This window comes from Parafrankia discariae (assembly GCF_000373365.1).
In the GTDB taxonomy this organism is placed as follows: Bacteria; Actinomycetota; Actinomycetes; order Frankiales; family Frankiaceae; genus Parafrankia; species Parafrankia discariae.
In genome coordinates this window covers 33,868-48,379 of the sequence record NZ_KB891231.1, presented here as the reverse complement: position 1 = coordinate 48,379, position 14,512 = coordinate 33,868, and the positions used below count along the sequence as shown (strand labels likewise).

The 14,512-nt window shown below is 70.7% G+C and carries 10 protein-coding genes and 1 tRNA gene; 6 read left to right on the top strand and 5 right to left on the bottom strand.

Going from position 1 to position 14,512, the window contains the following annotated elements:
• Positions 1-148 precede the first annotated feature (148 nt).
• From B056_RS0122785 to B056_RS40955, 3 genes are all read left to right on the top strand, one after another.
• Positions 149-751: a hypothetical protein gene (locus tag B056_RS0122785; protein ID WP_018504169.1), complete on the top strand. Its 603-nt coding sequence runs from the start codon at positions 149-151 to the stop codon at positions 749-751.
• Entirely contained in the window at positions 639-1,622 is a 984-nt protein-coding gene (locus B056_RS0122780; RefSeq protein WP_076784756.1) for a TRM11 family SAM-dependent methyltransferase, read from the top strand. The genes B056_RS0122785 and B056_RS0122780 overlap by 113 nt, the downstream gene beginning before the upstream one ends.
• 834 nt (positions 1,623-2,456) lie before the next feature.
• A complete protein-coding gene (locus B056_RS40955) occupies positions 2,457-4,235 on the top strand; it encodes a recombinase family protein (protein WP_230203131.1) in 1,779 nt (592 codons plus the stop codon).
• On the opposite strand, the gene B056_RS0122775 is transcribed toward B056_RS40955, so the two are convergent.
• Both B056_RS0122775 and B056_RS0122770 read right to left on the bottom strand, forming a co-directional pair.
• A tRNA-Arg gene (locus B056_RS0122775) sits at positions 4,201-4,273 on the bottom strand. The genes B056_RS40955 and B056_RS0122775 overlap by 35 nt on opposite strands.
• 144 nt (positions 4,274-4,417) lie before the next feature.
• The gene (locus B056_RS0122770) at positions 4,418-4,951 is read right to left on the bottom strand and encodes a metallophosphoesterase family protein (protein WP_018504167.1); all 534 of its coding nucleotides are present in this window, start codon (positions 4,949-4,951) and stop codon (positions 4,418-4,420) included.
• A 200-nt stretch (positions 4,952-5,151) separates the two neighbouring features.
• Between B056_RS0122770 and B056_RS0122760 the strand changes: the two genes are divergently transcribed.
• On the top strand, positions 5,152-6,531 hold the full coding sequence (locus tag B056_RS0122760; RefSeq protein ID WP_230203130.1) for an MFS transporter: 1,380 nt from the start codon (positions 5,152-5,154) through the stop codon (positions 6,529-6,531).
• Positions 6,532-6,580: 49 nt separating this feature from the next.
• On the opposite strand, the gene B056_RS39625 is transcribed toward B056_RS0122760, so the two are convergent.
• Positions 6,581-11,524 (bottom strand): BTAD domain-containing putative transcriptional regulator, encoded by a 4,944-nt coding sequence (locus tag B056_RS39625; protein WP_230203129.1) that lies wholly within the window; start codon positions 11,522-11,524, stop codon positions 6,581-6,583.
• 343 nt (positions 11,525-11,867) lie between these two features.
• Here B056_RS39625 and B056_RS0122750 point away from each other — a divergent pair, with 343 nt between their 5' ends.
• Positions 11,868-12,551 carry a hypothetical protein gene (locus B056_RS0122750; protein ID WP_020572646.1) on the top strand — a complete coding sequence of 228 codons (684 nt, stop codon included), beginning with the start codon at positions 11,868-11,870 and terminating at the stop codon, positions 12,549-12,551.
• 178 nt (positions 12,552-12,729) lie between these two features.
• Here B056_RS0122750 and rpsD read toward each other — a convergent pair whose 3' ends face one another.
• Positions 12,730-13,335 (bottom strand): 30S ribosomal protein S4, encoded by a 606-nt coding sequence (rpsD, locus tag B056_RS0122745; protein WP_018504163.1) that lies wholly within the window; start codon positions 13,333-13,335, stop codon positions 12,730-12,732.
• A gap of 55 nt (positions 13,336-13,390) precedes the next feature.
• Here rpsD and B056_RS0122740 point away from each other — a divergent pair, with 55 nt between their 5' ends.
• A complete protein-coding gene (locus B056_RS0122740; protein WP_018504162.1) occupies positions 13,391-14,095 on the top strand; it encodes a hypothetical protein in 705 nt (234 codons plus the stop codon).
• Positions 14,096-14,166: 71 nt separating this feature from the next.
• On the opposite strand, the gene B056_RS0122735 is transcribed toward B056_RS0122740, so the two are convergent.
• Positions 14,167-14,454: a hypothetical protein gene (locus tag B056_RS0122735; RefSeq protein WP_018504161.1), complete on the bottom strand. Its 288-nt coding sequence runs from the start codon at positions 14,452-14,454 to the stop codon at positions 14,167-14,169.
• Positions 14,455-14,512 lie beyond the last annotated feature (58 nt).

Here is a 14,512-nt window from a genome sequence, read left to right as displayed (position 1 = left end):
CCGCGAACCCCGCAGATGATCAGAGTCAGATCAGTGTCAGATCACCGTCAGACGCCCTGGACTTCACTCGGACCCGAACAGCCACCCGAACACCAGCGCCCCTTATCCCAAGCGGTGAACTGGCGACATCCTGTTGCGGAGGAACCGAGTGCCTCAGCCCCGTCCCACCCGAACCGATCAGCCGCGGATCATTCCGCTCACCGTCTGGCCCACCACCACCCCGGGAATCCCCGGAGCCCTGCCCCCTCTTGCCGCGGCCCGCGCTATCGCCACCTTCACCCACAGCGGCGACCTCGTGATCGGTATCGACGACACCGGAATCCTCACCGGTGCCGCCGACCACCTCCACCGCCGCTACACCGCGCTCCACCGCACCCAGAACCCGACCGGCAAGGCCATTACGCACTGCCAGGAGCGCGACGCCGGACTCATCATCGACCACCCGCCCGCCACCACCCCGGAAAGACTTCTCTGCGACCTGAGCATGCTCGCGGGACTCCTGCGCCCCGGGGGATACCTCCTCACCGTCCACACCCCCACCGGCGGGGCGACCGACCCGCTCGCGGACACCATCACCGCCGCCCGCGCCACCGGCCTGCGCTACCTCCAACACATCATCATCCTCACCAGCCCTATCGATGACGGAGAGCTCCACCCCCACACCGAAATCCCCTTGGGTGTCGGGCTGTTGGAGCCCGTTCACACCGACCTCGCCGTGTTCCACCGGCCCGGTGGCGGTGCGCGTGGCTGACCGGCACACACCCGTTCCGCTCACCGTCTGGCCGGTGTCACAGACCCACCCCCGCTTCCAGCGGCTACACCGCTACACCCCCGAATCCCTTGCGCACCCCGCCCGCATGCTGCCCGCCCTCGCCCGCCACATCATTTCGATGTTCACCGAGCCGGGCGATCTCGTCGTGGACCCCATGTGCGGCATCGGCACCACCCTCGTCGAAGCCGCACACCTCGGCCGCCACGCCCTGGGGATCGAATACGAACCCCGCTGGGCCAGCATCGGCCGCGCCAACGCCGCCCTCGCCCACGCCCAGGGCGCCATCGGCACCATCCAGCTCATCACCGGTGACTCCCGCCGCCTCCCCGCCCTCGCCCCCGAGAGTGCGCGCGGAAACGCCGCGCTGGTTCTCACCTCACCCCCGTACGGGAAAGCCACCCACGGCACCGTCGACGCTGACCGGGTACACGGGGTCCGCAAACGCGACTACACCTACAGCACCGGCCGGGCCGGCCGGATCGGGAACCTCGCCGCCGCCGACCTCACCGACCTCCTCACCGGATTCACCGAGATTCTCACCGGCGCCGCAGCGCTTTTGCGCCCCGGCGGAATCGTCGCGATCGCTGTGCGCCCCTACCGCCAGGACGGTGAACTCATCGACCTACCCGGCGCCATCCTGCACAGCGCCCAGACGGTCGGCCTCGTCCGCGCCGGACGCGCCGCAGCCCTCCTCGCGGGCCTGCGCGAGGGCCGGCTCGTGCCCCGCACGACGTTCTTCGCCCTCCACAACGCCCGCACCGCCCATGCCGCCGGCACCCCCCTCCACATCACCGCCCACGAGGACATCCTTCTCCTGACGCCCCCGCCCGTAGCCCGTCCGCAGGCCTGACACCGGCGCTGACCTGCACAAAAACGACCTGACAGTGATCTGACAGTGATCTGACGGTGATCTGACACAAGTTGCACACGCAACAACAGTCAGATCACCGTCAGATCCCACCCCACGCCCAGAACCACCCACCTTCGCCCTGCCGACGCGAGCGAGGCGCGGGACGGGCACCGCAGCGCCCCGGCCTCGCTCGTCCGAGCGCGGGACCCCTCTCGCCTCCTTCCACGCCTCCAGCGAAGCCTTCCGTGAGGCACTGCCCGAGGAGCTTGCTCCTGACTCTGGTACGGGACCGCATCGCATCTCCGTCCCACCTGTTTGGAATATCTCCACCTAAACACTACGGTGATCATTTCTTGATTCTGGGATGAAGAAGAGTAAATTTCGGCGCCTCTGTCGCCATCTTGAAAAATCTGGCCAAGATCTCGACCTATTTCGCGGCTGGTCTTTGCTGTCGACGATTGATGGCCATTGATTTTCGGAAACGGGACGATGTATCCTGATTCTGATCGGAATCCAAATCTGGATGTCGCCTTCGATTTCCAGATCCATGCGAGCTCGTTTGAGCCTAGTGAAGAAAATCGACTGCTGCTGTCTCGGGCCATGCTTGACATCCTGCTATGGATAGCGAAGGACCGCGAGAGCGGTAGTGGTGATTAAAAGAGCTTCTATATGGCGCAGGTTTGGAAGGCTCCAGCATGAAAAATGGCTATGTCGACTGACGTCGAGAGTGTTGCTGCATCGCGCCCGTGGATCCTGGGGCCAGACCCACGTCGAGGGTTGCCGGGCCCACCAATGTACGGTCTGCGGCCAGCGGACGCGCCAATCCTTGATCTGGTGTTTCTCGGTCGTGTCTCTGATGAGGACCTGCAGGACCCGACGCTCTCGCTGCCCCGACAGGTAGCAAGCTGCCAGGCTGTTCTTCCGCCCGGTGGTAGGATCGTCGCCTTCTATTGGGATATAGAATCGGGACGTCTGGATCCAGACCGCCGGGGAAATCGAAAAATACACGAAAAATTCTCCGTCCCAATCCCACGTGACGGTGGAATAAAAGATCTCCTTGTCGCGGCTTCAAAGCCCGACCGGGTGTTCGACGGAGTCATCTGTGAAGCGGTCGATCGAGTCGCGCGCCGAACGTATTATGGCGTAAAGATCGAGCACGATCTGGAGAAAATGGGAATCCAGCTCCTCGCTGCCGATGAGGGAATTAGTAATCTCCGAAAACGCGCGACGGCAATTCTAACCCGGCGTGTCAAGCAAGCAACCGCCGAATGGTATGTTCTAGAGACCCTGGAGAAGGCATGGGACGGATTTTGCGAACATGCCACCCAGGGCTGGAATATCGGCGTCCCTCCGTACGGTTATCTGGCTGATTCTGTGCCTCATCCGGTGCCAGCTAAACGCGCGGATGGACTGAAAAAGACACGACTCCAGATCGACCCTGTACGAGCACACGTAATCGAGACGATGTTTCTCTGGCGAACTTCCGAGCGTCTTTCGGTCCAGAGAATCTCCAATCGTCTCGATGAAGACCATGATCTATACCCGCCGCCTGTCGCGGTGGGTGGACGGCGTTCTAGAGGTTCATGGAGTCATCGCACTGTCGCGGATATTCTGGAGAACCCGAAGTACACCGGCTACATGGTGTGGAACCGTCGCGCCCGTGCCAGCGCCAACGGGAAGAGAAATCCACCGGAACTCTGGGTCTGGTCACCGAAACCGACGCACGTTCCTATCATCAGTCTCGAAACCTACCGTGCGGCGTCGGAAATAGCGAAGGTTCGCAAGGGATCTAGGTCGGGCCCAAGAGTCAACCGACACCCAGCAGCGGTCAACGAATATTTGATGCGTTCATACATACGTTGCGCGATCTGCCAGCGGCGTATGGAGCCGGATATCCGCAAGGGACAGTACATATACTTCCGCTGCCGTATCAGGGGCAGAGAGAGCGACGAACTACGCACCCGGTGGCCGCAGCACCCGGCTAACATCTACGTACCGCAGCAGCCGATCATCGAGGCTGTCCTCGACTTCTTCGCCGACCGTGTCTTCGGTCGAGACCGATACCATCTTCTCTCCGCGGCGGTCCGGGAGAGCGAAGATCTCGAGCGATCCAACTGGAAAGCGAAGATTACAAATCTTGAGGAATCGCTTGAGGACCTGGACAGACGACGAGCTCGATTGATCAGGACCCTGGAAACCGTCGACGACCTAGACGAGGACCTGATCAAGGACGTCAACAGGCGGTCAGTAGAGATCAGCAGAGATCGGAAGCAGAAGAAAGAGGATCTTGCTCGCTTGCGAGGTACGTCGCCGATGTCCACGGGCCGCGACGCCGCGCTTCTTGATCAACTAGGGACCATTGGACGCAGGGAGCTTGCCCGCGCCCCTGATCCACTCCTACGCGCGCTTTTCGATGTCTGTCAGCTTGAGATCACCTATGACGTCAGTGCTCACCTGTTCACATGCGCGGTGCAGCTCGACGAAGGGAACATGCAGGCCATCGGTGGGGTGTCGGATGCGATGGGCATCACAAAAAACCCGGCCGGCGGGCTGCCGGCCGGGTTGGGGATGCTTGACGTGCGCTCGGAGGGACTCGAACCCCCAACCTCTTGATCCGTAGTCAAGTGCTCTATCCGTTGAGCTACGAGCGCCTGTCGGTCACTCTCGCGGCCGGCTTCGCCAGCTTACAGCACCCGGAGGGCGACCTTCGAACCCCCTCCCCTCGGGCCGTACGCCGGGTCAGAGCGCCCCGGGTGGGCCCCGCGCGGGGTGCGCTTCGGCCGGGGGACGGCCCGTCAGCGCGGCCGGGCGGGCGTCGGTCGGGGCAGGCGGTGCAGTTCGACGTCGAGCAGCGTCTGGTCTTTGATCGTCGCCGTCAGGTAGGTCGGTTGGGGCTGGCGGCGGCGGTCCGTGGGCGAGCCGGGGTTGAGTAGTCGCAGCGGGCGGCCGTCCTGCGGTCGGGTCGTCGTCGTGTCCCACGGGATGTGGGAGTGGCCGAAGACGATGACGTCCGCGTCAGGGTAGGCGGCGGCGAGGCGGCGGTCCCGTGCCGCGGCAGCCCCGGTCTCGTGGACGATCACGAAGCGCAGGCCGTCCAGCGTCACGCGGGCGATCTCGGGCAGGATCGCGCGGATCTCCGGCCCGTCGTTGTTGCCGAAGCACGCGATGAGACGCCGTGACCGTCGCGTGATCTGGCGCAGCAGGTCAGGGCCGACCCAGTCGCCGGCGTGGAGGACGACGTCGGCCTCGTCGACCGCGGTCCACACCCGCGGCGGCAGGTCGCGGGCTCGCGCCGGGACGTGGGTGTCGGCCAGGACGACGAGACGCATTCGTCCAGTGTCCGTGATTTTCGGTTTTCTGACCGTGCGCCCGGGGGTAGCGTTCAGCGGCCGGCCGCCTGGCCGGGCGGCGTCGGGGCGAGCGGACGCGATCCGGGCGAGCGGACGCGGCCACCGGCCGGGTCGGCGGATGAACGCCGGGCCGCTGGTCGACGTCGGTGGTTGAGGGGAACGGATGGGCGGCGGTCGGAATGGCATGGACCGCCGCGCAGTGGCGGCGACTACGACGGGCCCGCGCGGCCACGATGGTGGTCTTCTTCTTCCTGGCGCTGATGCTCGCCGCGTGGGCTCCACGGATCCCACAGGTCAAGGACGCGCTCGCGCTCGGCGACGGTGAGCTCGGGCTGGCGCTGCTCGGCGCGCCGGTCGGGGCGATCGTGACGCTGTGGGGCGCCGGGGTTCTGGTCAGCCGTTTGGGCAGCGTGCCGGTGATCCGGTTCTCGCTCGTCGCGTACGCGACGTTCGGGCTGGTGATCATCGCCGCGACCGGCCCGCTGTCGCTGTTCGCCGCGCTCGCGCTGCTGTCCAGTGCGAGCTGCGCCCTGGACCTCTCGGCCAATGCCCAGGCGGCGGCCGTCGAACACCGCTTCGGACGTCGGATCATGATGATGGTCCATGCCGCCTGGACGGCCGGGGCACTCGTCGGCGCGGGCCTCGGCGCGGTCGCCGCGGCGATCGAGCTGCCGCTGAGCATCCAGTTCTCGGTGCTCGGCGCGCTTACCGTGACCGGAGCGTTGCCCCTCACGGGATGGATGCTTCGTGGGGACGGTAGCCGGGAGTCCGCATCCAGCGATTCCGTCGCCTTCGAAGCCGTCGTCTCCGAACCCGTCGCTTTCGAAGTGGCTACGACGGTGCCGGCGACCGCTGCGACCGCTGCGACCGCTGTGACCGCTGTGACCGCTGTGACCGCGCGGGCGCTGCTGCCCTTCGCCCCGCTGAGCGTGATCGCGTTCGCCAGCTTTCTGGGGGAGGGCGCGGCGGCGGACTGGAGCGCCGTCTACCTGACGGACGTCACCGGGGCGTCGGCCGGTGTCGCCGGGATCGGGTATGTGGCCTTCATGGCCTGCATGCTGGTGGTCCGCCTGGTCGGTGATCGTGCGGTGGAGACCTTCGGGGTCCGGCGGGTGGTCCGTCCACTGGCGTTCACCGCCGCGGGGATGTTCGGGCTCGCGCTCGTGTCCGGAGCGACCCGGGCGGGAACCGCGCTGGGGATCATCGGGTTCGCGGTGCTCGGTGCCGGGCTGGCGTGTGTCATCCCGGCGGCCTTCTCCGCCGCGGCCCGCGCCGCGAGCTTCGTGGGCCTGCCGGCCGGGGCGGTGATCGCCGTGGTCAGCTCGGTCGGCTACGCGGGATGGCTGACCGGGCCGGCGCTGATCGGTGGCCTGGCCGAACTCGTCGGACTGCACGGGGCGATGTGGAGTGTGGTCGCGTTCACCTGCGCGATCGCGTTGTTCGCCGGCAGGCTGACCGGTCCCACGAGGTCGTCGTGGATCTCCGGCGAGCCGGGAGCGTCAGCCCCGTCGGGTCGTCCCGGTCCGCCGGGCCCCCAGAGCTCGGCGGAGGTTCCATAACCGCCAGCCGTCCCGCCAGCCCCTTCACCAGCGATGTGGCTCCCGCTCATCAGTGGTGGCGGCGGCGAAAACCTGGCAGCAGCTGCTGGACGAGCGCGTCGGTCTCCGGTTCCGCGGCGCCGCCGCGTCGGGTCGGCTGCGCCGACACGGTCCGGTACAGCTCGCCGGCGACGGCTTCGAGGGTCCGGCGGTCACCCCGGGCGGCCACGGTGCGCAGCAGGTCCCGCCACAGGGCCTCCGCGGTCGGCGCGGCGCGCAGGCCGGTCCGGCACGCGGCTATCGCGGTGACCGTGTCGCCGGCTTCCAGGGTCAGCATGGCGAGGCGGTGCGCGGCGTCGATGACGGCGGAGCGCATCGTGCTCTCGACGGGCGTCGACCGGACCCACCCGTACCTGCCTTCGGGGAGGCCGGACCACAGAGGCCCGCTGACCAGGTTCAACGCCGCCCGTAGATCGGATTCGGGATCGCTCGCGTCGTCGGGCCGCGCCGCGCGGTGGGTGTAGGCGACGAACAGCTCCCAGTCGCAGCGGACGTCCGTGCTGAGGACCCAGCGTCCGTCCGAGGTGGGCTGCAACCGGGGCCGCCCGCTCGCGTCGACACCCAGCCAGGTGCGGGCCGCGACCAGCCCGGCCAGGATGCCGGGCCCCGATCCGCCCGGAGACCGCGGATCGGGGCCCGGGTCGAGGGGGAGATCGAGCAGGTCGCTGAGATCCTCGGGGTAGGCGCCGTCGCGGTGCAGCGCGAGGAAGACGACGATCTCGGTGAGCAGGTCGATCTGGTTCCGGTCGGGCCGGCCGGGAGCGTCGACCGACGGGGTGCCGAGTACGTGCGCCTCGGCTTCGGTGGCGCCGGCCGGGTCCGGGTCCAGCCGAGGCAGGGTCACCAGTGGGGCGTTCCCGTGCGGGGGTGCCGGTGGGGCGTCGGCCTCCGCGCGCGAAGCCGCCGGATAGCCCTGCTCCGGAGATGAGGGCTCCGGATGGGCCGGAGAGGCCGGATGGGCCGGGTAGGGCTCCGCGGGCGACCCGGGCGGGGTCGGATATGCCGAGGGTGGCTCCTGAGGGTAGGGCCGCGCCGGGTACGGCTTCTCCCGCGGGGGCGACTCCTCCCGCGGATACGGCTGCGCCGGGTGCGATGGCGGCTGGGCCTGCCGCGGGTCACGCTCGTTCGGCGGGAGCGGGGGCGGCGGGTAGGCCCGGTCCCACTGGACGTCTCCGCCGGCGGCGGCCGCTGGGACGTCCGGCTGCCGCTCCCACCGCTGGGCGGCGGCTTCGTCCCGGTGGGCAGCGGGCTGTGGCTGGTCGGGGCTGTGCTGCTGTGCCTCGTCGTGGCCGTGCGACCGCCGGACCAGCAGCGTGCGGGGGACCCGCGGCACATCCGTCGGCTGGATGGCCGGTTGATCGGATGGGACCAGGTAGGGCGGTGGAACGTCGGACGGCTGGTCCTGGCCGCCGTGGCTCGGTACGCCCGGCGATGCGGTGCGCGGCCGTGCGCCCGGCGGCGCGGCGGTCGGCGGCGGCGCGACCGGCGGGGTCGGTGGGACCGGCGGCTGGGGGACCTGAGCCGGGCCGCCCGGGGGCAGCCCGGATGGTCCGTCGATCGGCATTCGGATGACGGAGGGCCCGGTCTGCGGGACGGGCATCCACGGCACGACTCCGGGGATCGACCCCGAGCCTCGGGGCGGCCGGGTACCTTCCGGGCCGTCCGGGGCCGTGGGGCGGTGTTCCTCGGGGTAGGGCGGCGGGTACTGGCTCGTCGGCACGACCGGTTCCGGTGCGCGTCCGTCGGACCCGTCCGACGCGTACCGCGCCGGGTAGTCGTCCGCCGGGTGGTCGTCCGTGTAATCGGCCGGATGGCCGGCTGAACGCTCCGTCGGGTCGAGGGAGCCGCCCGTGACCGGGTAGGGCCCGGTTCGGTAGGGGTCGTCGTCCGGAGTCTCGACCGGTGGGTAGCCGCCCGTGGCCTGGCCTGCCTGGCTGCCGTCCCACCCGGCGCTGTCGTACCGGTCGGCGTCGTCGTACCGGTCCGCACCGTCGTACCAGTCCGCACTGTCATTCCAGTCCGCACTGTCATTCCGGTCGGTGCCGTCGTATCGGTCGGTGCCGTCGTGCCAACCCTCGCTGTCGTACTGGTCCTCGCCGTCGTACTGGTCCGTGTCGTCGTACCGGGGCTCGCCGCCGCCCCGGATCTCGTCGTCCTCCCGGTCCTCGGCTGCGTCCCGCTCAGCGGGCGGGCCGGCGGGGACGGGTGTGTCCGCACCTGTGGTCAGCAGGCGCCGGCTGGCCCAGGACGGGCGTGGAGCCTCCGCGGGGCGCGCACCGGCCGCGATGCGGAACATCGCCAGGACGGCGGAGTACTCCGCGGCGGCCAGGGTCTGGGCGTTGACCTCGACGCCGAGCACGCCGAGGGACATCCGCGCGTCGGGACCGACCGCGAACCGCCAGCGGGCCGCGGGGCTGTCGCCGACCATGAGCACGCCCACCGTCTCATCACGCCCACCGGAGAGCCGGGCCAGCCGTTCGGCGTGATCCGGGGTGGGCGGCCCGGCCAGCACCAGGAGGTCCGGCGCCCACAGCGACTGGACGTGGGTGGCCTGCCTGCCGCGCAGCGCCGCACCCGGTTCGTTGCCCCAGCCGGTGTCCCGCGGCGCGCGTGCCTCGAGCTCGTCGAGGACGTCGGAGAGGCTCGAGGACGTCCGGAGCCGACCCGGCGCGATCGGGCTGGGGTCGTCCGCGAAGCCCACAAGACAGACTCGTAGGTCGTCGGACCACATGTTGGTGGCGAGCTCCACGGCGACGGAGATGGCCACCTCGCTGGCGACGGCCGGGTCGCCGACGAGGCTGATCATCCCGGGTGCGCCCTCGAGGTCGACGAGGATGCGGCAGCCGGTGGCGTCGCGGCCGAGGGTGACCAGCGCCGGGTAGGGCGCCGGGACGTCCGCCGACAGGCTGGCGCTGGCGTCGAAGGGCAGCCCGTCCGGGGCCTGGGGGTTGCGTTCGATCCGCCAGGAGCCCGGGTTGTTGCCCTGCCGCCAGGGGGCGGGCGGCGGTTCCGGCACGGCCGGCGCCATGTGCAGGACGAGCGCGGCGTCGGTCAGGATCGCGGCGTAGACCGGCGGCAGGGGACGGCCCCGCGAGGTCAGCCCGGCGGACAGCAGCCGCAGGGACCGGTCGACGAAACGGGCCGAGGGCAGGTCGGCGGCGAGCCGCAGGGCGTGTTCGACCTCGGCGGAGAACGGGTCCGCGCCGGCGCCGCCGGGCCGGCGCCTGGTCAGCGCGGTGAGCACGCCGGCCGCGAGCAGGGCCGCGCCGGTGATGCCACGCCCGCTCCCCAGCCGCCCGGGCCCCATCCCGCCGGGCGCGCCCGGATCACCGCCCCACCCGGAGCGTTCGCCGGAGTTGCCGGCGCCCGCTCCGTAGGGGGAGGGGCCCTGGTCCGCCTCCGGCCCGTCGGACCAGCCGCCCGCACCGGTGCGCGGCGGCCCGGCGGATGTCGGCCCGCCGGTGTCGTCGCCGCCCGAGGCGCCGTCGGGGCCGCCAGAGCCACCGCGGCCGTCCGTGGAGCCTCGGGCGGCGAAGCGGGCGTGGACCTCCTGGACCCAGGAGGCTTCGCGGTGCGGGACCCGCAGGGTCCGTACCTCCTCGCCCTCGGCGTCCGGGGGCAGCATGAGCACCCATCCCGGGGCGATGAGGGAGGGCTTGGTGAGGGTCTGGCCGTCGGGCTGCACGCGGCCCTCGTTGAGCGCGAAGATCTCGTGGTAGCGCAGGCTGTCGCCGAGCAGGCGCCGGGCGATCGCCCACAGCGTGTCGTACTGGCGCCCGTCCGGCGGGCGGACCTCGCAGAACTTGACGTCCATGCCGTCCGGGAAGAGATCCGCGGGGGCCTCCTCGCCGGCGGTCAGCGCCCGCGGCGCGGCTTCCTGTTCATCCCACCGGTAGCGCCCGGAACGGTCGGTCGTGAGGCCGGGGTCTGCCGCGGCGACGTCCTGCTCCGGCCCGCCGCCGGTCGGACCGGCGGCGGCGCGGGTGGCTGGGACGGCGCTGCCACCACCGCCAACGGCACCGCCACCGGCACCGGCCCTGGCACCGGCACCTGCTCGGCTGTCCGCTGCCGGCCGGGTGCCGGTGCCGGGCGCCTGCGGCGTGGCCCGGCCCGGCCCGGCGGGGTTCGGCTGCTGCGCGGTGAGCCCGCGGGCCAGCCGTGAGATCGCGGCCGGATCCGACCGGCGCAGCGGCCCGGTCAGCGCGGCCCGCTCCGGGCGGCTCACGCGGTCGGCGCGGGACCCGCGGTCGGCGCGTGACCCGGCGCTTCCCGCCCGGGTGGCCGGCTCGGAACCGCCGCGTGACGTGGCCCCGCCAGCCCCGACAGTCCCGCCCGCATTGTCAGCCGCGCCAGTCCTGTCGGCTCCGGTGGCGCCGGTGTCCGTCGTGCCGGTCGTCGGCCGTGCGGATGATCGACCGCCGCGGGCGCCGGTGGTCGCGCGGCTGCCGGTGGTCGCGCGGCCGGAGCCGCCGGCCCGGTAGCCGCCGCGTGCCGGCCCGCCGGAACCACCCCGGACCGGGGCATGGGCGGGGCGCCGGGGGCCCGGGCGGCCTGTCGATCCGGTCCGCGGCGAGGTGAGCCGCAGTGTGTCGTCGACGAGGCGCCGCGCCAGTGCCTGGCTGCCGCCACCGAACGGGATCCGCGGGGCCAGCCCGGTCTGCCGCCGCTCGGCGCGCCATTCGGCGATGACGCACACCACGAAGTGGATCCAGACCAGCCAGGCGGCCAGAACCATCAGTCGCAGCACATTGCCCGCGCCGAAGTCGCCGGTGAACGCCCCCTCGTCGCCGACCGCCGCGGCGACCGGTGTGCCGGTGAGGACAAGCAGGAGAACGGGAACACCCACGCCGAGCCCCAGCAGGAGCGCGACGCCGGAGCCGCCGCGTCGGCGCTCCCCGTTGCCTGCGGTCGGTCGTGAATTGCCCGCCTGGATCACAATGTGACAGTTCACCACGTCTGGGCTCACTACAGGTCATATTCCGGCCGAGCGGCCGTAGCGTTCACACGAAGGACACGTGGCTTGCTGACTGTAACGAGTGGTCGGAGGCGCCTTCGGTTCCCCCACTTCCCCTGTGCTCACAGGTGATACCGGCCGCCCACCGCCTCCGGTGCGCCTTCCGGGCCGCGCGTCGCGTGGCTCCTTGTCCCCCTTGGAAGCCAGACTTGTCATAGTTCGGGGTGATCGTGCATACCTTTGCCAATTGAGGGGTTCGAAGCGCGGGCGCGAGCGTGACGTGCTGGAGTTCCAGCACAGGATGACAGTGTTCTGAGGGCACACCCGAGCAGAGGACGACTGGGTGCAGGGGCATACGAAGGCGCAGCGGCGGAAACCCGATCGCTTCTCCATCACGGTGCCGGACAACTGGTTCGCGTTGGACACACGGGCCGCGCGCAGTTCGGTGGAGATCTCCCGGATGGCCGCCGCGCGGGTACGAGATCATCCGCGGCTGGCGGGGCAGGACTCGTCCGTCGCCCGCGTGCTCCGGGAGGCCGCCGCGTACGCGGACAGGCGTGGCGCCGTCTACTGCGCGGTCATGATCGAGGAGGTCCGCGGGGCCGGTCTCTCCGCGTGTCTCACGGTGTGCCTGCACGCCGCCCAGGACGAGCTCGACCTCCGGCGAGCCGCACGGCACGGACGCGACTTCGCCCGTCCGGGGCGTGAGCTGGCGCGGCACGGGCGCGCCGTGCCCTACCTGCCGTCCCGGCGCTGGTGGCGGCGGGTCGGCTTCGTCGATCTTCCCGCCGCCGGCCGTGCCGTGCGGACCTGCGCGTTCGAGCAGCAGCGACCGGTGGACGGCGGGCCGGCGGCCCTCCGGCTCGTCATGCGGACGACGGTGCCCGTCCCCGGCCTCGACCGGGTCGCGGTGATCTCCTGCGCGAGCCCGAACACCGGTCTGGCTCCGGCGCTGCACGGCCTGTTCGAGGAGGTGACCGCGACCTTCAGGTTCATCCATGACCCGCAGTGGCCCGAACTCGACTGACGCCTGGCCGCGACCCGCGGCCCGGCCCGGCCCCGCCGCCGACGGCCCGACCGCTCGCCGGCCGGCCGGCTGGTTGGTTGGTTGACGGTCCGCGATGGTGGCGGAGTGGGAGGCGGCGGGGCGGGGCGGTCCGGAACGGGCCGAGGACTGATGATCACCCGTGCTCGGCCGGATCCGGTCAGCGCGCGTAGTACTCCACGACGAGTTGCTCGTCACAGACGACCGGGATCTCCGGTCGGGTCGGCCGCCGGCTGAGTACCGCCACCAGGGTGCCGCGGTCGACGTCGAGATAGGCCGGCGGTGCCGTCCCCGCCGACTGGGTCTCCGCGACGATCCGGAACGGCGGCATGGGACGGCTGCGTCCCGCGATCGTGACCACGTCGCCCGGCTGGACGCGGTACCCGGGGCGGTCCACCCGGTTGCCGTTCACCTGGATGTGGCGGTGGCTGACGAACTGGCGGGCCTGGTAGATCGTCTTGGCGAAGCCGGAGCGCAGGACCACCGCGTCCAGGCGGGTCTCGAGATCCTCGATCAGCAGGTGGCCCGTTCGGCCGGCCCCGCGGTCCGCCTCGTCGAACGCGCGCCGGAGCTGCTTCTCGCTGATGTGGTACTGGAAGCGCAACCGCTGCTTCTCCCGCAGGCGCTCCTTGTAGGGCGACATGGTCTTGCGACCGCGACCGTGCGGGCCGGGCGGGTAGGGCCGGTTCTCGAAGTACTTGGCCGCCTTGTCGGTCAGCGGCAGTCCGATGCTCCGACTCAGCTTGGCGACGGGCTTGTGGCGCACAAGCCTCCTCCTTTAGGTTAGGTAACCTTAAATAAGGCAAGCCTAACCATAGTGGATGCTGGAGGAGTACGTGGTGGACGGCACGATCGATCAGCATGGCGCGGGGCACCCGTCGATCAGCGCGCGTACCGCGCCCACCGAGGCGGTGCACGTACTGGCCGCGCGCGAGCTGGTTCGCGATGCCGCCTACGGCAGCCTGGTCATGTGGGGCGGCTGGGTGGTGCACGGCCTCCGCTTCGAGACCGTCCCCGGCCCCACCGTCCCCGGCCCCACCGCGACCGGCCCCACCGCGACCGGGCCCGTGCCGGCCGGTGGCGTTCCGGTCGGCACGGGCCCGGCCTCCGTGGAGTCCGCCGATGCGGCTTCGGCCGGCTCCGAGTCGCTGGAGCTGTTCGGAGCCGCCGCCGCGCTCGCCCGCCTCGTGCTGCTGGCACCGGCCTCGGTGGGACGTGTCCTGGGAGATCAGGACCAGGCCTGCCGGTTCCAGATGTGCGGGCCGGTGCGTTCGGACGGCTGCGACTGGGTGTCCGTCGTCTTCGGGGGATGGGTCGCGCCGGCAGCCGAGCGATCCGTTCCCGACCTGGCTCTGCGGCTCGTCGATCGGCACCCGACCGGGGATCTGTTCGAGCTGGGTAGCTCCTGGGTGCTGCTGGACATCGAGCTCGCCGAGGCCACGATCCGGACCCGCGCCGGATGCGTGCAACTGGACACCGACGATGCCGTCGGTCTGCTCACGGAGCCCTCGGGCACCGATCTCTGACGACCCGCGGCAAGCGTCCCGCCTGACCGGAGCGGTGTCCGGTGACGGGGCGGTGTCTGGTGACAGGGTTGTCAGCCGGCCGCCTGGATGTCGGCCTGGATCTCGGCGAGGCGGGTGCGCAACCGGTCGAGCTGGGTGTGCAGGTCGGTCAGGGTGCGTTCGTACGTCGGCCAGATCGACGCGCGGAATTCGGCGGCGGTGCGACCGTCCCAGTTCTCGGGCTCCAGCAGGACCCGGGCGGTGGCGCGCAGGTTGTCGAAGTGGGCCAGCAGCGGCCCGTTGATGATGCCGGCGAGATCGTCGACGGCGGTCGACGCCTGTGGCGTGGCCCGGACGGTGACGCCTGAGGTCGTGGTCATCGGATGCTCCTGGGGCGGCGGGGCGTTCGGACTTTTCGCGGACTGCTCCTGATGGCGC